Source organism: Citrobacter sp. MGH106, assembly GCF_001037495.1.
GTDB classification, from domain to species: domain Bacteria; phylum Pseudomonadota; class Gammaproteobacteria; order Enterobacterales; family Enterobacteriaceae; genus Citrobacter; species Citrobacter murliniae.
The window spans coordinates 3,202,663-3,222,691 of the sequence record NZ_KQ089822.1 but is presented as its reverse complement, the minus strand read 5'-3'; the positions used below and the strand labels follow the sequence as shown (position 1 = coordinate 3,222,691).

Genomic DNA, 20,029 nt, shown 5'->3' with positions numbered 1-20,029 from the left:
GCTGCGCGAACTCTGGTATTGAAGATTTTCGTGAGCGGTGACTTCTGATTTTTTATCCTGAGCCCCGGCGCGTTGAGTTAAGGCAGCCCGGCGTATCCAAACGATTGCGCCTTGCGACAACCAGGTTGAAATGTTAAAAGAAGCCCCTTCAATAAAAACCACACAGGGGTAGGGCGTGAAAAACGCGTCAACTGCATCTGACACTAGTGTGTCCGATGCCGCGTCGACTAATGAACCGACGCTTCAGCGGGGGTTGCAAAACCGCCATATTCAATTAATTGCGCTGGGTGGCGCAATTGGCACGGGCCTGTTTCTGGGGATTGGCCCGGCAATTCAGATGGCGGGACCTGCGGTCCTGCTGGGCTACGGTGTCGCCGGAATAATCGCGTTTCTGATTATGCGTCAGTTGGGCGAAATGGTGGTTGAAGAACCCGTTTCCGGATCGTTTGCCCACTTTGCCTATAAATACTGGGGACCCTTTGCCGGCTTTCTGTCTGGCTGGAACTACTGGGTAATGTTTGTACTGGTCGGCATGGCGGAGCTTACCGCAGCCGGGATCTACATGCAGTACTGGCTGCCCGATGTCCCGACCTGGATTTGGGCCGCCGCTTTCTTTGTTATTATCAATGCCGTCAATCTGGTCAACGTTCGTCTGTATGGTGAAACGGAATTCTGGTTCGCGCTAATTAAAGTGCTGGCGATTATCGGCATGATTGGTTTTGGTATATGGATGCTGTTTTCCGGCAACGGCGGTGAACATGCGAGCATCGATAATCTCTGGCGCTACAACGGTTTCTTTGCTACCGGCTGGAATGGTTTGATCCTGTCGCTGGCAGTGATTATGTTTTCTTTTGGTGGACTGGAGCTGATCGGCATTACAGCGGCTGAAGCACAGGATCCTCAAAAAAGTATCCCGAAAGCAGTAAACCAGGTGGTGTATCGTATTTTGCTGTTTTACATCGGCTCACTGGTGGTATTGCTGGCGCTGTATCCTTGGGTGGAAGTGAAATCAAACAGCAGCCCGTTTGTCATGATTTTCCATAATCTTGACAGCAACGTGGTGGCTTCAGCGCTCAACTTCGTTATCCTGGTAGCTTCGCTGTCGGTCTATAACAGTGGCGTGTATTCCAATAGCCGTATGCTGTTTGGCCTTTCGGTACAGGGGAATGCACCGAAGTTTCTAACCCGTGTCAGCCGTCGCGGCGTGCCAGTTAACTCATTGATTCTTTCCGGCGCTATCACATCGCTGGTGGTATTGATCAACTACGTGCTGCCGCAAAAAGCGTTTAGTTTGCTGATGGCGCTGGTGGTTGCGACCCTGTTGCTGAACTGGATTATGATTTGTCTGGCGCATCTGCGTTTCCGTGCGGCGATGCGTCGCAAGGGGCGTGATACCCAGTTCAAGGCGCTGTTATATCCGGTCGGAAACTATCTGTGTATTGCCTTCCTTGCTTTGATCCTGGTGCTGATGTGTACCATGGATGATATGCGCTTGTCGGCCATGCTGCTGCCGGCATGGATCCTGTTCCTGTTTGTTGCCTTCAAACTGCTGCGTCGTAAAGCCCGCTAATCGCTAACCGATCTCATCCTGATGATGAGATCGGTCATCTCTCGATCTTTATCGTGATTGAACTCGCAGTTCTGAATCGCTTCACAGGATCTTTGTTTTGTAATCGATTACTTTTTATTTGAACCTGTTTGTAATCGATTACTTTTTAAAGGTGAGGCAAAAAATGGTGTCGACAACCGAAAGTAGTGGAAAACAGAGCGTACGGTACAGACTGCTGGTGCCGAGGCTCTCGCTAATGATGTTTTTACAGTTCTTTATTTGGGGAAGCTGGTCTGTCACGTTGGGGTTGGTGATGAGCCAGCACAACATGTCGCTGCTGATTGGTGATGCGTTTTCCGCCGGGCCAATCGCCTCGATTTTGTCGCCGTTTGTCTTGGGGATGTTGGTGGATCGCTTCTTTGCTTCGCAAAAGGTGATGGCGGTGATGCACCTTGCTGGGGCTGCGATCCTCTGGTTTGTGCCGCAGGCGCTGGTGGCGCAAAACGGCGCACTGCTGATTGGTCTGCTGTTTGGCTACACGTTGTGCTACATGCCCACGCTGGCGTTGACCAACAATATCGCATTTCATAGCTTGTCCGATAAAGACAAAACTTTCCCGGTAGTGCGGGTGTTTGGCACTATTGGCTGGATTGTCGCGGGGATCTTCATCGGCGTAACCGGCATTTCAGATACGACAGGCATCTTTACGCTGGCTGCGGTTATTTCAGTGATTCTGGCGCTCTATAGTCTGACGTTGCCCAATACACCCGCTCCGGCGAAAGGGCTGCCGGTAAAAGTGCGTGATCTGTTTTGCGCAGATGCCTTTGCTTTACTCAAAACTCGCCACTTCTTTGTCTTCTCTCTCTGCGCGACGTTAATCTCAGTGCCGCTGGGGACATACTATGCGTACACCGCGTCGTTTCTGGCGGATGCGGGCGTTGGTGATGTCAGCACGGCCATGTCATTCGGCCAGATGTCTGAAATTTTCTTCATGCTGGTGATCCCGTTCCTGTTCCGACGACTGGGCGTGAAATACATGCTGCTTATCGGCATGTGCGCCTGGTTTGTGCGTTATGCCTTCTTTGCGCTTGGCATCAGTGAAGAGGGGCGTTTCCTGCTTTATCTCGGTATTTTGTTACATGGGGTGTGTTACGACTTCTTCTTTGTGGTTGGTTTTATCTACACCGACCGTATTGCCGGGGAAAAAGTAAAAGGTCAGGCGCAAAGCATGATCGTCATGTTTACCTACGGGATTGGCATGCTGCTGGGTTCGCAAATTTCCGGTGCGCTGTATAACCGACTGGTCGCGGGACAGACCGTGCCTCAGGCATGGACTACATTCTGGTGGATCCCGGCAGTCGCCGCCGCAGTAATTGCTGTGATTTTCCTTTTCTCTTTCAAGTATGACGAGAAAGAGCGCGCGTAATATTCAGGAGGGGTTATGAGAACCATTAAGGGACCGGGGATTTTTCTGGCACAGTTTATCGGTGGGCAACCTCCGTTTAACACCCTGAAAGGGCTGGCTGAGTGGGCGGCGGGATTAGGCTATAAGGCATTACAGATCCCGTGTAATCACAAGTCGCTGTTTGATGTCGAACAGGCTGCGGTAAGCCAGACCTACTGCGATGATATTCGCGGGATGCTGGCGGAACATGGGCTGGCGATCAGCGAGTTATCCACTCATCTCGAAGGTCAACTGGTTGCGGTCCATCCTGCCTACGATGATGCTTTTGCCGGATTTGCACCACAGTCATTACGCGCCGATCCCCAGGCCCGCCAGGCGTGGGCGACACAGACGTTACAACAGGCTGCGGCAGCTTCACAAAGGTTGGGGCTGACGGCGCACGCGACGTTTTCTGGTTCTCTCGCCTGGCCCTATTTTTATCCGTGGCCACCGCATAATCGCCAGCGTTTTGAGGAGGCATTTCAGGAACTGGCACGTCGTTGGCGGCCCATTCTTGACTGTTTTGATGAACACGGCGTGGATGTTTGTTATGAGATCCATCCAGGCGAAGATCTGCATGATGGTGTCACTTTCGAGCGTTTTTTGGCGCTGGTTGATGATCATCCGCGTTGCAATATCCTTTACGATCCCAGCCACCTGCTACTGCAACAGATGGACTATCTCGGGTTTATCGATATCTACCATTCGCGCATCAAAGCGTTTCACGTTAAAGATGCTGAATACCGTGCCAATAGCCGAAGCGGCGTGTACGGCGGCTATCAGCCATGGATTGACCGCGCCGGACGGTTCCGCTCGCTGGGGGATGGACAGGTTGATTTCAAAACGATTTTCAGCAAACTCACGCAATATGATTATCATGGTTGGGCAGTCCTGGAGTGGGAATGCTGTTTGAAAGAGGCAGAAACGGGGGCCAGTGAAGGTAGCGGGTTTATTCAACGCCATATTATTCCGGTTTCATCTCGCGCATTTGATGATTTCGCCGCTGGCGATGAGGTACGCAAATGATACAGGTTGGTATTATTGGTAGCGGATTTATTGGGCCTGCGCATATTGAGGCGCTGCGTCGGCTGGGTAATGTGAACGTGGTGGCACTTTGCGACAGCTCACAGGCCGTTGCTGATGAACGGGCTCGTTCGTTACATGTTCCCCATGCGTACGGTAGCGTTGAAGCGTTGCTGGCGCATCCGGGGCTACAGGTGGTGCATAACTGCACGCCGAATCATCTGCATGCTGACATCAATCGACAGATTTTGCGTGCCGGGCTGCATGTATTTTCTGAAAAGCCGCTCTGTATGACGCCTGATGAGGCTCATGAACTGGTGGAGCTGGCTGAGCAGGCGGGCGTGGTGCATGGTGTTAGCTTTGTTTATCGCCAGTTCGCAATGGTACAGCAGGCGGCCAGCATGGTACGCAACGGCAGCGTTGGGCGTCTGTTTGCCGTGCAGGGCTGCTATTTGCAGGACTGGATGCTGCTGGAAACTGACTACAACTGGCGCGTCGATGCAGCACTTGGCGGTGGCTCGCGGGCAGTGGCAGATATCGGCTCGCACTGGTGCGACACGGTGCAGTTCGTTACTGGCAAGCGTATTGTGGAGGTGATGGCCGATCTTGCTATCGTCTGGCCAACACGCAAAGCCAGCATTACCGGTGGTGCGACCTTTAATCAGCAGACCGCAGACCGACAGCTTGAAGATAAACCGGTTACTACCGAAGACTGTGGATCGGTGCTGGTGCGTTTTGAGGATGGTAGCAAGGGCTGTTTTAGTGTTTCTCAGGTCAGCGCCGGGCGAAAGAACCATCTGCGTTTTGAGATTAACGGCAGCCAACATTCTTTGAGCTGGGACCAGGAAACACCGCAGCAACTATGGGTGGGACATCGCCAGCAGACGAATCAGATCCTGACGGATGATCCGGGACTGATGAATGCCGAGGTAGCCGCAAGTGCGCATTTTCCGGGCGGACATATTGAGGGGTGGCCAGATGCGTTCAAAAATATGATGCTGCAGTTTTACCAGGCGGTGCAGGCAGGGAAAATGCCTGCGCCTGAGGCCCGTCGTTTTGCTTCGTTCACGGATGGCGCTGATGTGATGTATATCATTGATGCTATTATAAAAAGCCATCAGCAGCAGCGTTGGGTGTCGGTACAGCGTTAAATACGCATCCGGTTCGCCGGGCGGTGATTTTATGGTAGCCTCAACGCAAAGCGAAAACCGCAGGATGTGTCGTCGTTATGTCTATTCAAAAAATCGCCCAGCTTGCCGGTGTATCGGTGGCGACGGTATCACGAGTGCTGAATAACAGTGATACCGTCAAAGCCAAAAACCGCGAGCGCGTGCTACAGGCTATCAAGGAAAGCAATTATCAGCCCAACCTGCTTGCCCGCCAACTACGCACGGCACGAAGTTCGATGATCCTGGTGATGGTCTCCAACATAGCCAACCCTTTTTGTGCCGAGGTGGTGAAAGGCATTGAGGAGGAGGCTGAGAAGAACGGCTATCGCATTTTGCTGTGTAATTCTGGCTCTGATACGGCCCGCTCGAAATCAGCACTGAAACTGCTGTCAGGTAAAATCGTTGACGGCATCATCACCATGGATGCGTTTTCTAAATTACCAGAACTGACTACGTTGATTGGCGATGCGCCCTGGGTGCAGTGTGCGGAATATGCCGATAAAGGTGCGGTTTCCTGTGTGGGTATCAACGATGTGGATGCCGCGCAGTCGGTGATATCGCATCTGGTGGACAAGGGCTACCGGCGCATTGCGTTGATCAACCATGATCTGAGCTATAAATACGCGCGTTTGCGTGAACGGGGATACAAAGCGGCGCTGCATGCGCTGTCGCTTGAGTATCAGGCGGTGGAGTACGCCAGTGAATTAAGTTCCAGCGCTGGTATTGCCGCGATGGAAACCTTACTGGCGGCAGAGGTGAAACCCGATGCGGTATTTGCCGTGTCCGACACGCTGGCAGCCGGAGCCATGCGCGCGATTATCAACGCCGGGTTACAGATCCCACAGGACATTGCCGTGGTTGGATTTGACGGCACGGAACTGGCGGAAATGGTCTCCCCACAGCTTACGACCATTGAGCAACCCTCGCGCGATATTGGCCGCAAGGCGGTAGGGTTATTGCTAAATAGAATTGAAAATCCAGATGCCCCTGCCGAAAGGGTCATGATGGACTGGCGCTATATTTCACGCGCCAGCACCTGAGGACTACCGCTGAAATGCGCCTGACAGCGCACGAATATCATTCCCGGTAGGGGACTGATGAATGCGTAAACCAAACTCTTCGACCACGGCAAAAATATGGTCGAAGATATCAGCCTGAATACTTTCGTATTCCAGCCACACTACCGTATTGGTGAAGGCATAAATCTCAATAGGTAAACCGTGATCGTCCGGGGCCAACTGGCGAACCATCAACGTCATATCTTTGCGGATGCGTGGATGGTGACGTAAATATTCGTTCAGATAGGCGCGAAACGTCCCGATATTGGTCATCTGACGGTGATTTAGTACGGATTCAGGCGCATCTAACTGCTGGTTCCATTCATTAATTTCCTGATGGCGTGTCGTTAAATACGGTTTAAGCAAGTGCGCTTTATGCAGTCGCTGGCGTTCATCCTCATCGAGAAAATGAATGCTGGTGGCATCAATATTGATGCTGCGTTTAATTCGGCGACCGCCGGACGCTGACATCCCGCTCCAGTTTTTAAAGGAGTCCGATACCAGCGACCAGGTTGGAATAGTGGTAATGGTATTATCCCAGTTACGTACTTTGACAGTGGTTAAACCGATATCGATCACCGCGCCATCTGCGCCGTATTTCGGCATTTCCAGCCAGTCGCCCAGTTTGAGCATATCGTTGGCAGAAAGTTGTATTCCGGCGACCAGACCGAGGATTGGATCTTTAAATACCAGCATTAAGACGGCGGCCATTGCACCTAAGCCACTAATGAGTATTGCTGGTGACTGGCCAATCAACAGGGAAATCATCAAAATACCGATGATAATTGCACCGATTAACTTGATGCCCTGAAATATACCTTTTAACGGTAGCTGTGATGCGGCAGGGAGTTTCTGCGACAGATTGAGAATAACGTCCAGCAGGGAGAATAAGGATAGCAGAGCGTACATCATGATCCACAGCTGTGCGCAGGTCACTAATATTTCGGCGGCTTCGCTTCCTTTTTGTAACCAGAGCGCAGCCTGGATATTGACGATGATACCTTGCAGCGTAAACGCCAGACGATGAAATAATTTGTTCTGCGTGATGATTTGTAGCCACAGACGGGAGCTGGCGTTGGCACGTTTTTCAAATGCGCGTAGTACCACCCAGTGCAAAATAACGTGAACAATAATGGCGGTGATAAAAATAATGCCAAAAATCATCACCAGCGAAGTGGTGTGATTCATTTCAATGCCGAGTTCTTCTACCTGAGATATCAATTCCTGCATAACGTCTCCTTAATAAACAGCGGTCTATGATGACCGCTGTGCAGAGGTTATGCAAATGCGTACTCCTCACTCTCTATTTTGAGGCGACACAGGCACGGGTTTGTACGACATTCAGCGTGCGACGGAAAAATAACGTTGCCAGAAGCAGAACAATCATCATTGCGGCTTCGACGGCCAAAAAACCGATAACCGACCGCGTGTAATCACCGTGGTTATGCTGCTGCAGATGCAAAAACAACGCGCCTAACACGGCGGGGCCGAGCCCGAGTGTAGCCTGCTGTAGCGTACTCAAAATGGTCGTTCCGGCACCAGCATCATGTGTGGTGATATCGCGCATACCGATGCGATAAAAACTGTTCACAATCAGCGCCTGGCCGTAACCGATAAGCGCTGTCGCCGGGATCAGCGTGAACACTGAAGTTTGCAGGCCCGAATGCCAGAAGGTCAGTATGAGCCCTGTTAATCCTGTAATTTGAATGACCAGGCCGGTTAACAGAATACGCCCTGTGCTATAGCGGGCAATCAATCGCGGCGCATAACACGCTGAGATAAAATAGGCCGCGCCGAGGGCAATAAAGCTGTTGCCGGATTCCCACGGTGCCATACCAAGACCTGCTTGCAGGGTCAGAGCCATGCAGAACATAAAACCTGACCAGGCGCTAAAAAACAGTAATGCAATCAGGACACCGAACCGGATGCTGCTGAGCCTCAACAGGCGTGGTGGCAAAAGAGGCTGTTGCTGACGTTGTTCCTGGCGTAATGCATTGCTCCGCATCCACCACCCCAACGGCAGGATCGCGACAAGTGCTACCTGTGTCTGCCATGGCCAGCCGGTTTCTGGGCCTAATGCCATCGGAAAAAGGAGGCAACAGAGGATAGCTGCCAGACCGGTGGTTCCCAGCCAGTCAATATCGGCCCGGGTTTCTCGGGTAGTTTCGGGGACATAACGGCGGCTGAAAATCAGCACCAACAGGCAGATCGGGACATTAATAAAAAACGCGTTGCGCCAGCCCAGTCCGGCAATATCTGCTGAAACTAACCATCCCCCACCCATCTGGCCTACGATAAAAGCGATACCGCCAATACCCCCGTACAAACTGATGGCTCGCGCATGTGCTGTACCTTTCAACGTGACGTGAAGGGTGGCGAGAATCTGCGGTACGATTAGCGCAGCCCCCGCACCTTGTAAAACACGGGCACTCAGTAACATGTCTATGGAGTTTGCCAAACCGCAAAACAGGGATGCTAACCCAAACACGACGACGCCCCACATAAACAGGCGGCGGCGACCGTAGTTATCGCCGAGTTTGCTTCCTAACGCCAGACAGACGGCGAAGGTCACACCGTACAAGGCAACAATCAACTCAAGCTGGGTAGTGGTAGCCTGTAGCGACTGCGTAATGGAATCCAACGCGACATTGGTAATTGATGTATCAATAAGCGGCAGCATTTGGCCTGTGAGTAACAGCAGTAACCCTACGCGACCGGGTGAAACAACTGAGGTATTCATGGTAACTCCATTGCGTCATTCAGCAGATGGACGTAGCATCACTGAATAATTAAACGGGTACCAGTTCCTGGTTATACGGGTATTGGTACTACCATGCTGGAGTGTATATGGCGGTAATGGCACAACCTGAATCTGTGGCTATCCTTCCTGATGACAGCCGCAAACAGCTCGGTGCGTTTTTGCGTGCGCGACGAGAAAGCCTTGACCCGCAACGACTGGGGCTGCCGAGAGTCGGGCGGCGGCGAACACCCGGCCTGCGCCGCGAAGAGGTCGCGATGCTGGCTAATGTTGGTGTAACCTGGTACACCTGGCTGGAGCAGGGGCGCGAGGTGAACCCGTCGCAAACGGTACTGCTGAGCGTGGCGAATGCACTGCAATGCAGCCCTCTGGAAACCCGTCACCTGTTTGTGCTGGCAGGATTGACACCGCCGGAATCGACGGCGGCTACGGTGTGTGAAGGCATCAGTCCAGGCACCCGGCGGATGCTAGACAGTCTGATGCCGCAGCCTGCCAGCATCCAGAAACCCAGTTTTGACATTGTGGCGTGGAATGACAGTTTTTGCCGCTTAATGGGGATTGATTTTGCTACGCTTCCGGACGAAGACCGCAACTGTATTTACCTCTATCTCACCAATGAAACCTGGCGAAGCCGTATCGAAAATTGCGATGTATTACCGACGTTTGTCTCGTACTTTCGTGCAGCAATGGCGGAGCATCGGGGCGATCCGATCTGGGAGAATAAATTGGCGCGTTTTTTTGCCGCGTCTTCTGAGTTCGAAGCGTTGTGGCATCAGCGTTATGAGGTTCGGGGCGTGGAAAATCAGGTGAAAAACTTTCACCATCCGCAGTTGGGGCGTTTTAGTTTGCAGCAGATGTACTGGTATTCAGCACCTCGTAACGGTTCGCGACTGCTGGTTTATTTACCGATGGATGCAGCCGGGGAGCAAGCATTAGCGTGGCTGGATAAGCAGTAAAAAGCCCGATGGCGTAAGCCTCCCGGGCTGTATGGGGAAATCAGACTTCCGTCAGCGTTGTTTCCTGTGGCAGGCGTGATTTTGGCAGTGCGGCGTTGAAGTCCTCTACGCTGTGGTGGCCCACCGGGACGATAACCACGCTGGTGTAGCCTTTTTCTTTCAGGCCAAACTCTGCGTCGAGAACTGCGGCATCAAAACCTTCGATCGGCACGGCATCCAGGCCCATCGCCGCAACGCCCAACAGGAAGTTACCTACGTTCAGGTACACCTGTTTTGCCATCCAGTGGTTGTCATCTTTGAGCTCTTTGCGGTGCATGTCAGCAAAGAATGTGCGCCCTTTGTGGTTAGCCGCCTTGGCTTCCGGGGTCGCAAAACGACCATCGATCTCTTCTTGATCCACGACACGCTCCAACCACGCGTCGTCCATAGCTGTTTTGGCGCAGAACACCACGACGTGAGAAGCATCAAGCATTTTACGCTCGTTGAACACAAAGTTACCGGCGGCGGATTTTGCTACGCGCGCTTTCCCTTCGTCAGTGCTGGCAACGATGAAATGCCACGGCTGGGAGTTGGTGCTGGACGGACTGAACTGCAGCAGCGTTTTTAATTTTTCTGCCTGCTCAGCGGTCAGTTTTTTACTCGGATCGAATGCCTTAGTGGAGTAACGTTTTAAGGCGACAGAAACAATATCCATAAAAACTCCTGGTGGTTTTTCGTACCCTGCGGGTGCGTTTTAGTTTCAGCAGGGTACAGGGTTAGCGAAAAAAAGATAAGACGGAAAAATGCAAAAACACTTATCGGCGCTAACGATAAATCAGGTGGGGCGCAGGCGTTTTTGATCCCGTTTAGGAAGACCGTCAACAACCCGATGCCATGAGTCATTCACCAGCTCTGTTAGTAATGACTCGCTAATATCGTCACCAGGATAGACCGAGATCCAGTGCTTTTTATTCATGTGATAGCCTGGCTCGATGCTGCGGTAAATCTGCTGATTTAACAGCGATTTTTGCGGTTCAGACTTCAGGTTGACCAGAGGGCGTCCGCGTTGCTCGGAGACAATCATAAAAATCTTGCCGCCGACCTTAAAGACGTCAAACTCAGGGCCGAATGGCCAGCAGAGCTCGGTAAAAGGGAGTTCAAGCGCAACACGTTTCGCACAAGCGTGTAATGTCTGACCGTCCATTATTTTTCCTCGCGGGTGAGCGCACGCCACATAGCTTCAAATCCCATAGCAATGTATTCATTTGCACGGGCAGGATCGCGGGCGGCGAATTCCATTGTTGTTTCCGCCAGCGACAGAAAAAGCCCGTCGCCGAAGGCGCGATACTCGTCAGACATGAACTCGGGCCGCACGGAGCGATGACAAAGATCGCGTAGTTCCGGGAACATATCGTCAGCCTGTTGTTCGGTTTCTTTGGAGATTTTCTCGCTGACGGCAAGCTGGCGAATGGTACGGTGCCCGGTAGTGTGATTCAAACCCCAGCTAATGTAGCTGTTCCAGATGTAGTGAGTCATAGTTTTGGCATCGGTCACCGAACGGTCCAGATTAGCCATCATCGACTGACAGAGATCGTGCTTTAGATAGAGATAAAGCTCGTTGATGAGATCATCTTTTGTCGCGAAATAGCGAAACAACGTTCCCTCCGCAACCCCTGCATTACGGGCAATGACGGCGGTAGAGGCCGCAATGCCAGATTGTGCAAATGCTGTGGTTGCAGCTTCCAGTAATGCCATTTTTTTGTCTTCACTCTTCGGACGAGCCACTACACTTTACCCTTAAGTCTGTAAAAAACACGATTGAATCACGGCCTTTGCAGTACCGCAACGGCGAATGTCAAAGATTGAAAATCATCTTGACGGCGAACTTTCGATTTCTATAATGAGTGCTTACTCACTCATAATCAAGAGTCAGTCGCGCAAACCAACGGAAAGGAGGCGCGTTTAAGGTCAGGATATGAAGCGTCTCACAGTTTGTGTGGTTGTTATTATGCTCATTGCCGCTACTGCAAGTTTACCATTCGTACTCAATGCTGGATTTGGTCAGGCGCCGCAAGGGGCACAACTAAGCCAGGTTGAACAGTCGCCACACTATCGTGATGGACAGTTTCATAACCAGGTGCCTACACCGGGCTATACTGGCAACAAAAGTATGTTGGCGGCGTGGTGGGAGTTTCTGGTTGCTAAACGTGAAAATGCGCGGCCTGCACAACCGCTACCGCTGGTGGCGACCCATCTCGCGAGTTTATCACCGGAGCAAGATACCCTGGTCTGGCTGGGCCACTCCTCGTGGTACTTACAGTTGGCTGGCCAACGGATCCTTATTGATCCGGTGTTCAGCAATTACGCAGCGCCGTTTTCGTTTCTGAATAAAGCCTTTGTCGGGGATTACCCGTGGACGGCGCAGAACATGCCGGAAATCGATTTGCTGATCATCTCACATGACCACTATGACCATCTGGATCATGCAACCATCAAGGCGTTGATGCCAAAGATTAAACGGGTGATTACCCCGCTTGGCGTTGGTTCACACCTGCGTTACTGGGGAATGAACAGCGAGATAATAGAGGAGCGTGACTGGAATCAGTCCGTCAGAGTGACTGATTCACTGATTGTCCATGTACTGCCGGCGCGCCATTTTTCGGGGAGAGGCATTAAACGTAATCAAACGTTGTGGGCAAGTTTCATGTTTGAAACGCCAGAACAGAACGTTTATTACAGCGGAGACTCCGGCTACGGACCGCATTTTAAAGCGATTGGCGAGCAGTTTGGTACGGTCGATTTAGCCATCATGGAAAATGGTCAATATGACCAGGACTGGAAGTTTATCCACATGATGCCGGAAGAGACTGCGCAGGCGGCAGCGGATCTCCATGCGAAAGCCGTTTTACCGGGACATGCCGGTCGCTTCGTTCTGGCAAAACACACCTGGGACGATCCCTACAAACGCCTGGCGCTTGCCAGTCGCCTCAAAGATTACCGTTTGCTGACGCCTATGCTGGGTGAGCAGGTAGTACTGTCCGAACCAGACCAACAGTTTACGGCCTGGTGGCAGCAAACGGCCCAATGAACACAGGGAGATGACGATGACGATTTCTGCTCAGGTTATCGAAACAATTGTCGAATGGATTGATGATAATTTAAATCAACCATTGCGCATTGATGATATTGCCCGCCACGCGGGATATTCAAAATGGCACTTACAGCGTCTGTTTATGCAGTACAAAGGTGAAAGCCTCGGGCGTTACATCCGTGAACGTAAGCTATTACTGGCGGCGCGTGACCTGCGTGATACCGACCAGAAGGTGTACGATATTTGTCTGAAGTATGGCTTCGATTCACAACAGACTTTTACACGGATTTTCACTCGTACGTTTAGCCAGCCGCCCGGCGCTTATCGTAAAGAAAATCACAGTCGCACCCACTAGCGCAGCAAGGGTTCTCGCGGGATTAATCTGCCAGCGAGAACCAGCGTCGCCAGATGAAGCGCAGAACAAAATACTCAATCACCCCCAGCAGTAAAAACCACAGACAAAACAGCAAAGTATAAAACTGATTGAGATCCATTAAATGAAAGGCGGCGACGAACTTTTGTGCCAGCACCAGGCCGAGCGAGGGCGCAGGTAGCAGCAGGCAGGAAAGAAACGCCATCAGCAGGATCCCGGCGGCGGTCATTAGTGATTCAAGCGGGTGTTTCATAACATTGTTAAACTTGAGTTAAAAACCCATTGTCCGGGATATCTTCCGCTAACGCAAACCCTGCTTAAAGCCCAGACCAGATCTCACAATGTTTCTTCACCAGACCGCTTAATGACCCGCCTTTCGCGACGAAATCACGCATCTGTTGCGCTTCATTATGACCATTTTTCACCTGCTGTCGTAGGGCGGTAATCGCGCTGGTAGCGCCCACTTTTTTCGCCGAGGATGCAACGTTTTCCAGCAGCCGTAGCGTGTCATCCGCCAGACGATGATGATCCCCGGTGTTCACATCGGTTAATACCCCATCCATACCAAAACGGCAGGCCTGAAAACGATTAAATTTGTAAAGCAGGTAATCACGCTCCTGGTGTTTGAACGGACGTTCGGTTAATAACCAATGGGAGGTGGCCTGAATTAATCCTGCCATATTAACGGCATGGTCAAGGGTCAGTGGGGTGTCCATCACCCGAACTTCTACTGTGCCAAAGTGTGGGCTTGGGCGGATATCCCAGTGCAGATCTTTAATGCTGTCAATCATGCTGGTCCAGGACAGTCGGCGAAACAGTCCTTCAAATTCCTGCCAGGTTTTAACCCATGGCATGGGGCCGTTATCGGGAAATCCGGAGAAAATATTAAGGCGCGCGCAGGCAAATCGTGTGTCGGCTTCCTGCATGTAAGGTGAGGCGGCTGAGAGTGCAATAAAATGGGGAACAAACCGCGACAGGCCGTGCAGGAGGTAAATCGCGTCATCACCGTTTTCACAGCCAACGTGGACATGCTGACCAAACACAGTCGCCTGCTGAATGAGATAGCCAAAGTTTTCCAGGTTACGCCGGTAGCGCTCGTCATCACACACTTCCTGGCGCTGCCACTTTTGAAAGGGATGTGTACCCCCGCCGCAAATTTCGAGGTGGTATTTACCGGCAGATCGCATAATGACCTGCTGCATAGTGGAAAATTCCGCCGCTGCCTGATCAATGTTGCGACAGACGCCGGTCGCCATCTCCAGCATACTTTCGGTGATATCGTGTTTCACCTCTCCGGCGGTGAGTTGTGGTTTAACATCGTCGATCAGCCGAGAAGAGTCCTGACTCAGATCGAAACCTGGAGGGTTGACCACCTGCATTTCCAGTTCAATCCCTAACGTAAACGGTTCGGAGACGTGAAAATCGGGTAGTGACATAGCGCTTTCCCTTCTGCGTTGATTTTTAATCAGTATAGAAGGGCAGGGGGTTCTTCGTTCAGTGTCAGAAATCGCGCACCTGCGCTTTGACCGTAAAATGGCCGATGCTATAACTGTTTTTTACTTTTTATACAGGGGTGAACTGTGCCGGAAATAAATGTTTATGGGCAGACGGTAGGAGACGCACTTCCAGACTGGAATGGCGCGTCAGCACTGACTCGGATTTTACTGGAAGGGCATTATTGCCGTCTTGAGCCTTTGGATGCCGACAGCCATGCAGCCGATCTGTTTGACGCCTACGCGCAGGCTCCTGATGAGCGTGACTGGACCTGGCTTGCCAGCACACGTCCATCGAACGTTGAGGAGACCGTGCGCTGGATTATGGGGAAATCAACAGATGCGTCGCTGGTTTCCTATGCGGTGATTGATTTACGCTCAGGACGAGCCGTGGGTCTGGTGTGTTTTATGGCGATCGATCTTGTAAACGGCTCGGTGGAAATTGGTCATGTGACATGGTCGCCACGCATGAAAAATACGGTGCTGGGCACCGAAACCATCTGGCTGTTGCTGAACCAGGCATTTGCTATGGGCTACCGTCGCGTGGAGTGGAAATGTGACTCGCTGAATGTCGCGTCCCGTCGGGCGGCGGAGCGTTTAGGGTTTGTTCACGAAGGACGCTTTCGCCAGAAAATTGTGCGTAAGGGACGCAATCGCGACAGCGACTGGCTATCGATGATTGACGGCGAGTGGCCGCAATGTGACGCCGTTTTGCAGCGCTGGCTGGCCCCGGAAAACTTTGACGAAAAAGGGCGACAGCGAAAAACGCTGGTGGCATGTAGAGCGATTTAAGTTAACGCCCGCAGTTTGTGATATCTGCGGGCGAATTGGCATTTACCAACAGATAAAGCCGCCGTCCACCACCAGATCTACACCGGTGCAAAATGAGGCGGCATCGCTGGCAAGAAATAACGCCGGGCCTGCCATTTCTTCCACCTTAGCCATTCGCTGAATGGGCGTCTGGCTTTCAAATTCCCGTGTCTGATGAACCATCTCCGGACGGGTATTCATCGGTGTGGCGGTATAGCCTGGGCTGATTGAGTTCACGCGAATACCTTTTTCAATCCACTCCATCGCCAGGCTTTTTGAGAGATGAATGACGCCTGCTTTGGAACTGTTGTAATGCGCCTGTTCAAGTCCCCGGTTAACGATAATCCCGGACATGGAAGCGATGTTGATGATCGAACCGCCGCCGGATTCAATCATCAGTTCTGCTTCGGCTTTACAGGAGTTCCATACGCCGGTGAGATTGATGTCAATTACGCGTTGCCACTGCTCGCTCTCCATTTCCAGCGCGGGATTGGCGTTAGCGATACCTGCCGCATTCACTGCAATATCCAGACGACCGAATTGCTCTTTCGCCAGCGCAACTGCGGCGCGCAGGTCGTTAAGCTGCCGGACATCGCCCGAATAGAGTGCTGCCTGCCCGCCAATTGCTTCGATATTATTGACGGTCTCTTTTAGTCCGCCGTCTTCGCGCAAGTCAAAGCAAACTACGCGAGCACCCGCACTGGCGAGGGCATACGCGATAGTCTGACCAATACCGCTGCCTGCGCCGGTCACGAAAGCGACGCGCCCTTCAAGGTTAAACAGTTGTTGAGCAAAATCTTTTGCGATCATAGTGATGACTCTCCCTGCGAATACCCTTGCGGGCGTTACGACATAATCAGGCCGCCATCGATATTGATGGTTTGTCCGGTGAGATAACGAGCATCGTCAGAGGCCAGGAAAGCGACCAGTCCGGCGACATCCTCAGGTTTGCCCGCTCGTTTCATGGGAATGCCTTCAACCCATTCCGCCATCAGTTCACCTTTACCATAGCGTTTTTTATCGGTACTAAGGATCTCTCCCCATACGCGGTCGTTGTAATCCCACATTTCACTTTCGATAATTCCCGGGCAGAAAGCATTGACGGTGATATTCCACGGTGCCAGCTCATGCGCCAGACTTTGAGTAATACCGATCACGCCCATCTTGCTGGCGGCATAATGCGGGGTGTAGATAAAACCCTGGCGTCCCTGACCGGAGGACGTGTTAATCAGGCAGCCCTGGTTTTGTTTAACCATATATTTTGCGGCTTCCCTGCAGCAGAGCCACACACCGGTAGTGTTTACGGCGAGGACCTTTTCGAAATCCGCTTTCGGCATGCGGTCGAAATAATCGATAGTGATAACACCTGCGTTCTGGATGGATACATCAATGGTGCCAAAGCGCGCGGCGGCCTGTTCATACAGTGATTGCACCTGCGCCTCATTGGTGACATCAACCTGCAAAGACAGAATGTCGGCCTGGTAACGATGACGCAGTTGTTCAGCCGTTTCGTGGACACGTTCGGCATTGGATACCATCACCAGATTTGCGCCGTCTCGGGCGAAACGTTCGGCGATACCGGCTCCAATTCCCCGGCATGCGCCTGTGATGACGATTGTCTTACCATGAAAATCACGTTGCATATTTCTTTCCCCTGTATAAGCCGGGCATCAGATGCCCGGCGGAATGATGCTGATTAGCTGGATATCGTGTTTGCCGAGGGTGCTGCCGTCTGCTTTTCTTCATGGCGACGCATCAGAATGACCTTGTTCTGTAGCTTTTGCTGGAACTGGTCGACGACCACAGCAGTGACGATAACAACGCCTTTAATCACCATTTGCCAGAAATCGCTGACACCCATCATCACCATGCCATCCGCCAGAAAGACGATTACAAAGGCACCGATAATGGAGCCAGAAACCCGTCCGCGTCCGCCAGCAAGAGCGGTTCCGCCCAGGACGGTGGCTCCAATGGCATCCATTTCAAACATGTTTCCGGTCATAGGATGTGCAGTTTGCAGTTGGGATGCCACAATCAGACCGACAAAAGCGGCACACAACCCGGAGAAGGCGTACACGAAGATTTTCGCTTTTACGATAGGTACGCCAGCCAGGCGCGCAGCAGATTCGTTCCCCCCGATAGCGTAGATATAGCGACCAAGCGGGGTTTTGGTGGTGATCCAATAGCCCAATATCAGGAAAGCAATCATCAACCAGATGGGCAGATAAATCCCCAGTAGCGTGCCTGAACCCAGCGTGGCAAAGCCCGTGTTACCCAGTGCTTCTATACCGTTAAGGTTGGGGTAGGTGCTACCGTCATTAAACAGCAAGGCGGAACCCCTGGCGACGTACATCATGCCGAGGGTACAGATAAAGGGTGCAACTCCGAAGCGAGTGATTACCGCGCCGTTAACAAATCCAACAATGATGCCGAAGATAGCGACAAAGAGAATAACTTCTGGCACGTTGAAAAAGAGGATATTACCGCCCCAGATGGGCAGTCCATTGGTAAGCAAGGCTCCGGCGACCATGCCGCAGATCCCGGCGACGGCTCCGACTGACAGATCAATGCCTCCTGTCAGGATCACCAGCGTCATACCAATCGCCAGTAACCCGGTGATCGCAACATGCTGGGTCATAATCAGCAGGTTAGATGTGGTCAGGAAATTCGGTACCATCACGCTGAAGAATGCGATCACCAGCAGCAGAGCGATAAACGTTCTGGCCTTCAGCAGGTACATATAAATCATATATTTCTGGTTCATGATGGATTCCAGCCTGATTAATCTTGAGGTGTAGAAGCCGCGATCAATTTCTCGCGAGTGACCGCATGGCGAGGGACATCTGCGGTAATGCGGCCATCGGCCATCACCAGAATGCGGTCCGCCAGCGCCATCACTTCGTCCAGCTCTGATGAGGAGAACATCACCGCCAGCCCTTGCTGAGCCATTTTGCCGATAAGGTGATATACGTCAGTTTTGGCGCCTACATCGATGCCGCGAGTAGGTTCATCGAGGAAGACCACTTGTGGTTGCGTCATTAATGCTTTGCCGAGCACAACCTTTTGCTGGTTGCCTCCACTCAATGAGGTGATAGGCAGCTCGGGATCGCTGACTTTGATGGCCAGCTGCTGGATCATATTCTTCACGCTGGCCTGTTCTTTATGCGGGTTGAGCCATTTCCAGGCACGGCGAAATCCTTTCAGGCTGAAGTCAGACAGCGTCATGTTGGACTGAATTGACATCATCTGAATGACTCCTTCGCCCTGTCTGTCTTCTGGTACCAGCGCCAGCCCTTTTTTCAGTCGGGACTGAAAGTGGGCTTTATTAATGCATTCACCGTTGAGCTGAACATTCCCACTCTGGCAAGGCATCAGTCCAACCAGGCCTTTGAACAGTTCTGTACGTCCTGCGCCCAGCAGACCGTAGATTCCAATCACTTCACCTTTACTTAAGCTAAATGTTACGTCATTGAGCTTATAGCCGCCGCTGGGATGGAGCGCTGTGAGTCCCTGAACAGAAAGGATCGTGTCACCTTTTGGTGCAGGCTGATAATCGAAATGTTTTTTCTTATCGCCAACCATTTGCTCAATGATCCATGGAATGCTGGCATCGCTGACCGTTCTTTCACTGATAAATCGACCATCACGGAAGATAGTGATGTAGTCACCAATTTCCATCAGTTCTTCAAGACGATGAGATATATAGATGATGGTAACGCCACGCCGCTTGAGCTGCTCAATCACATTGAACAACACCTTTACCTCAGACTGGCTGAGGGCTGACGTTGGTTCGTCCATAATTAGAACGCGCGTATCTTTTGAAAGGGCACGGGCAATCTCAACCAGTTGCTGGTGGCCAATCCCGAGCTCATCCAGGGGCGTATACGGATCAACTTCCAGCTCAAGTCTTTCCAGTAAAGATTTAGCCAATGCATACTGGTACTTTTCGTTAATTCTCCCTTTCTGAAAGAACTCATTAGCCATGAAGATGTTGTCCATGACGTTCATATTTGGGAATAGATTCAATTCCTGGAAAATAATGCTAATACCCTGTTTTTCAGCCTGATGAGTTGAGTTCAGGGAAACTGGCTTGCCGTCCAGATAGATTTGACCGGACGATGGGCTTTCAACACCAGCAAGCATTTTCATCATGGTGGATTTACCGGCACCATTTTCTCCGATCAGCACGTTTACTTTATTACGATATACCCGGTAATTAACGCTATCTAATGCGACTACCCCAGGGTAGACGCGTGACAGATCGCGGGTTTCGATAATAACTTCTGATTCGACTGGATGGGGAGCGACGATATCTTGCTGTTGCAT

At 51.7% G+C, this 20,029-nt stretch carries 20 protein-coding genes; 9 read left to right on the top strand and 11 right to left on the bottom strand.

Annotated elements, in window-relative coordinates:
- Positions 1-175: 175 nt before the first annotated feature.
- From pheP to SK36_RS15125, 5 genes are all read left to right on the top strand, one after another.
- Complete coding sequence (gene pheP, locus SK36_RS15145; protein ID WP_045440895.1) at positions 176-1,570, top strand: phenylalanine transporter; 1,395 nt, start codon at positions 176-178, stop codon at positions 1,568-1,570.
- 163 nt (positions 1,571-1,733) lie between these two features.
- Positions 1,734-2,975 carry an MFS transporter gene (locus SK36_RS15140; protein ID WP_045440896.1) on the top strand — a complete coding sequence of 414 codons (1,242 nt, stop codon included), beginning with the start codon at positions 1,734-1,736 and terminating at the stop codon, positions 2,973-2,975.
- A gap of 15 nt (positions 2,976-2,990) precedes the next feature.
- Positions 2,991-4,019 (top strand): sugar phosphate isomerase/epimerase family protein, encoded by a 1,029-nt coding sequence (locus SK36_RS15135; RefSeq protein WP_048221896.1) that lies wholly within the window; start codon positions 2,991-2,993, stop codon positions 4,017-4,019.
- Positions 4,016-5,167, top strand: coding sequence for a Gfo/Idh/MocA family protein (locus SK36_RS15130; RefSeq protein WP_048221895.1), 1,152 nt, complete (start codon positions 4,016-4,018; stop codon positions 5,165-5,167). The genes SK36_RS15135 and SK36_RS15130 overlap by 4 nt, the downstream gene beginning before the upstream one ends.
- 77 nt (positions 5,168-5,244) lie before the next feature.
- Entirely contained in the window at positions 5,245-6,225 is a 981-nt protein-coding gene (locus SK36_RS15125; RefSeq protein WP_045440902.1) for a LacI family DNA-binding transcriptional regulator, read from the top strand.
- Between the two features lie 3 nt (positions 6,226-6,228).
- On the opposite strand, the gene SK36_RS15120 is transcribed toward SK36_RS15125, so the two are convergent.
- Positions 6,229-7,473 (bottom strand): mechanosensitive ion channel family protein, encoded by a 1,245-nt coding sequence (locus SK36_RS15120; RefSeq protein ID WP_045440904.1) that lies wholly within the window; start codon positions 7,471-7,473, stop codon positions 6,229-6,231.
- Positions 7,474-7,546: 73 nt separating this feature from the next.
- Positions 7,547-8,983, bottom strand: a complete 1,437-nt coding sequence (locus SK36_RS15115; protein WP_048221894.1) for an MFS transporter — start codon at positions 8,981-8,983, stop codon at positions 7,547-7,549.
- Positions 8,984-9,090: 107 nt separating this feature from the next.
- Between SK36_RS15115 and SK36_RS15110 the strand changes: the two genes are divergently transcribed.
- Entirely contained in the window at positions 9,091-9,957 is an 867-nt protein-coding gene (locus SK36_RS15110) for a helix-turn-helix transcriptional regulator (RefSeq protein WP_048221893.1), read from the top strand.
- Between the two features lie 40 nt (positions 9,958-9,997).
- On the opposite strand, the gene nfsB is transcribed toward SK36_RS15110, so the two are convergent.
- The 3 genes from nfsB to SK36_RS15095 all read right to left on the bottom strand — a co-directional run bounded on the left by nfsB (position 9,998) and on the right by SK36_RS15095 (position 11,721).
- Positions 9,998-10,651, bottom strand: a complete 654-nt coding sequence (gene nfsB, locus SK36_RS15105) for an oxygen-insensitive NAD(P)H nitroreductase (protein WP_045440910.1) — start codon at positions 10,649-10,651, stop codon at positions 9,998-10,000.
- A 120-nt stretch (positions 10,652-10,771) separates the two neighbouring features.
- Entirely contained in the window at positions 10,772-11,140 is a 369-nt protein-coding gene (locus SK36_RS15100) for an MmcQ/YjbR family DNA-binding protein (RefSeq protein WP_045440911.1), read from the bottom strand.
- Positions 11,140-11,721, bottom strand: a complete 582-nt coding sequence (locus SK36_RS15095; RefSeq protein ID WP_048221892.1) for a TetR/AcrR family transcriptional regulator — start codon at positions 11,719-11,721, stop codon at positions 11,140-11,142. Before SK36_RS15095 ends, SK36_RS15100 begins: the two co-directional genes overlap by 1 nt.
- 190 nt (positions 11,722-11,911) lie before the next feature.
- Between SK36_RS15095 and SK36_RS15090 the strand changes: the two genes are divergently transcribed.
- Both SK36_RS15090 and SK36_RS15085 read left to right on the top strand, forming a co-directional pair.
- Positions 11,912-13,024: an MBL fold metallo-hydrolase gene (locus tag SK36_RS15090; protein ID WP_048221891.1), complete on the top strand. Its 1,113-nt coding sequence runs from the start codon at positions 11,912-11,914 to the stop codon at positions 13,022-13,024.
- Between the two features lie 16 nt (positions 13,025-13,040).
- Positions 13,041-13,382, top strand: coding sequence for a RamA family antibiotic efflux transcriptional regulator (locus tag SK36_RS15085; RefSeq protein WP_045440915.1), 342 nt, complete (start codon positions 13,041-13,043; stop codon positions 13,380-13,382).
- A 22-nt stretch (positions 13,383-13,404) separates the two neighbouring features.
- Here SK36_RS15085 and SK36_RS15080 read toward each other — a convergent pair whose 3' ends face one another.
- Together SK36_RS15080 and SK36_RS15075 are read right to left on the bottom strand one after the other, a co-directional pair.
- A complete protein-coding gene (locus tag SK36_RS15080; RefSeq protein ID WP_045440916.1) occupies positions 13,405-13,653 on the bottom strand; it encodes a DUF1158 domain-containing protein in 249 nt (82 codons plus the stop codon).
- A gap of 64 nt (positions 13,654-13,717) precedes the next feature.
- Positions 13,718-14,836: a YbdK family carboxylate-amine ligase gene (locus tag SK36_RS15075; RefSeq protein ID WP_045440919.1), complete on the bottom strand. Its 1,119-nt coding sequence runs from the start codon at positions 14,834-14,836 to the stop codon at positions 13,718-13,720.
- Positions 14,837-14,980: 144 nt separating this feature from the next.
- Here SK36_RS15075 and SK36_RS15070 point away from each other — a divergent pair, with 144 nt between their 5' ends.
- Positions 14,981-15,685 (top strand): GNAT family N-acetyltransferase, encoded by a 705-nt coding sequence (locus SK36_RS15070; RefSeq protein ID WP_048221890.1) that lies wholly within the window; start codon positions 14,981-14,983, stop codon positions 15,683-15,685.
- Between the two features lie 42 nt (positions 15,686-15,727).
- On the opposite strand, the gene SK36_RS15065 is transcribed toward SK36_RS15070, so the two are convergent.
- The 4 genes from SK36_RS15065 to SK36_RS15050 are packed head-to-tail and all read right to left on the bottom strand — an operon-like array spanning position 15,728 to position 20,029.
- Entirely contained in the window at positions 15,728-16,513 is a 786-nt protein-coding gene (locus SK36_RS15065) for an SDR family oxidoreductase (protein WP_048221889.1), read from the bottom strand.
- Positions 16,514-16,548: 35 nt separating this feature from the next.
- Positions 16,549-17,346 carry an SDR family oxidoreductase gene (locus SK36_RS15060; RefSeq protein WP_048221888.1) on the bottom strand — a complete coding sequence of 266 codons (798 nt, stop codon included), beginning with the start codon at positions 17,344-17,346 and terminating at the stop codon, positions 16,549-16,551.
- A 53-nt stretch (positions 17,347-17,399) separates the two neighbouring features.
- Entirely contained in the window at positions 17,400-18,467 is a 1,068-nt protein-coding gene (locus tag SK36_RS15055; RefSeq protein ID WP_045440927.1) for an ABC transporter permease, read from the bottom strand.
- A 17-nt stretch (positions 18,468-18,484) separates the two neighbouring features.
- Complete coding sequence (locus SK36_RS15050; RefSeq protein ID WP_048221887.1) at positions 18,485-20,029, bottom strand: sugar ABC transporter ATP-binding protein; 1,545 nt, start codon at positions 20,027-20,029, stop codon at positions 18,485-18,487.

Bases quoted from the DNA above. Each gene is read 5' to 3' on its own strand.
- nfsB (WP_045440910.1), bottom strand. From the start codon at position 10,651: ATGGATATTGTTTCTGTCGCCTTAAAACGTTACTCCACTAAGGCATTC.
- SK36_RS15130 (WP_048221895.1), top strand. From the start codon at position 4,016: ATGATACAGGTTGGTATTATTGGTAGCGGATTTATTGGGCCTGCGCAT.
- SK36_RS15050 (WP_048221887.1), bottom strand. From the start codon at position 20,029: ATGCAACAGCAAGATATCGTCGCTCCCCATCCAGTCGAATCAGAAGTT.
- SK36_RS15100 (WP_045440911.1), bottom strand. From the start codon at position 11,140: ATGGACGGTCAGACATTACACGCTTGTGCGAAACGTGTTGCGCTTGAA.
- SK36_RS15120 (WP_045440904.1), bottom strand. From the start codon at position 7,473: ATGCAGGAATTGATATCTCAGGTAGAAGAACTCGGCATTGAAATGAAT.
- SK36_RS15055 (WP_045440927.1), bottom strand. From the start codon at position 18,467: ATGAACCAGAAATATATGATTTATATGTACCTGCTGAAGGCCAGAACG.
- SK36_RS15065 (WP_048221889.1), bottom strand. From the start codon at position 16,513: ATGATCGCAAAAGATTTTGCTCAACAACTGTTTAACCTTGAAGGGCGC.
- SK36_RS15115 (WP_048221894.1), bottom strand. From the start codon at position 8,983: ATGAATACCTCAGTTGTTTCACCCGGTCGCGTAGGGTTACTGCTGTTA.
- SK36_RS15135 (WP_048221896.1), top strand. From the start codon at position 2,991: ATGAGAACCATTAAGGGACCGGGGATTTTTCTGGCACAGTTTATCGGT.
- SK36_RS15110 (WP_048221893.1), top strand. From the start codon at position 9,091: ATGGCGGTAATGGCACAACCTGAATCTGTGGCTATCCTTCCTGATGAC.
- SK36_RS15080 (WP_045440916.1), bottom strand. From the start codon at position 13,653: ATGAAACACCCGCTTGAATCACTAATGACCGCCGCCGGGATCCTGCTG.
- SK36_RS15140 (WP_045440896.1), top strand. From the start codon at position 1,734: ATGGTGTCGACAACCGAAAGTAGTGGAAAACAGAGCGTACGGTACAGA.
- SK36_RS15090 (WP_048221891.1), top strand. From the start codon at position 11,912: ATGAAGCGTCTCACAGTTTGTGTGGTTGTTATTATGCTCATTGCCGCT.
- SK36_RS15075 (WP_045440919.1), bottom strand. From the start codon at position 14,836: ATGTCACTACCCGATTTTCACGTCTCCGAACCGTTTACGTTAGGGATT.
- SK36_RS15060 (WP_048221888.1), bottom strand. From the start codon at position 17,346: ATGCAACGTGATTTTCATGGTAAGACAATCGTCATCACAGGCGCATGC.
- SK36_RS15125 (WP_045440902.1), top strand. From the start codon at position 5,245: ATGTCTATTCAAAAAATCGCCCAGCTTGCCGGTGTATCGGTGGCGACG.
- SK36_RS15085 (WP_045440915.1), top strand. From the start codon at position 13,041: ATGACGATTTCTGCTCAGGTTATCGAAACAATTGTCGAATGGATTGAT.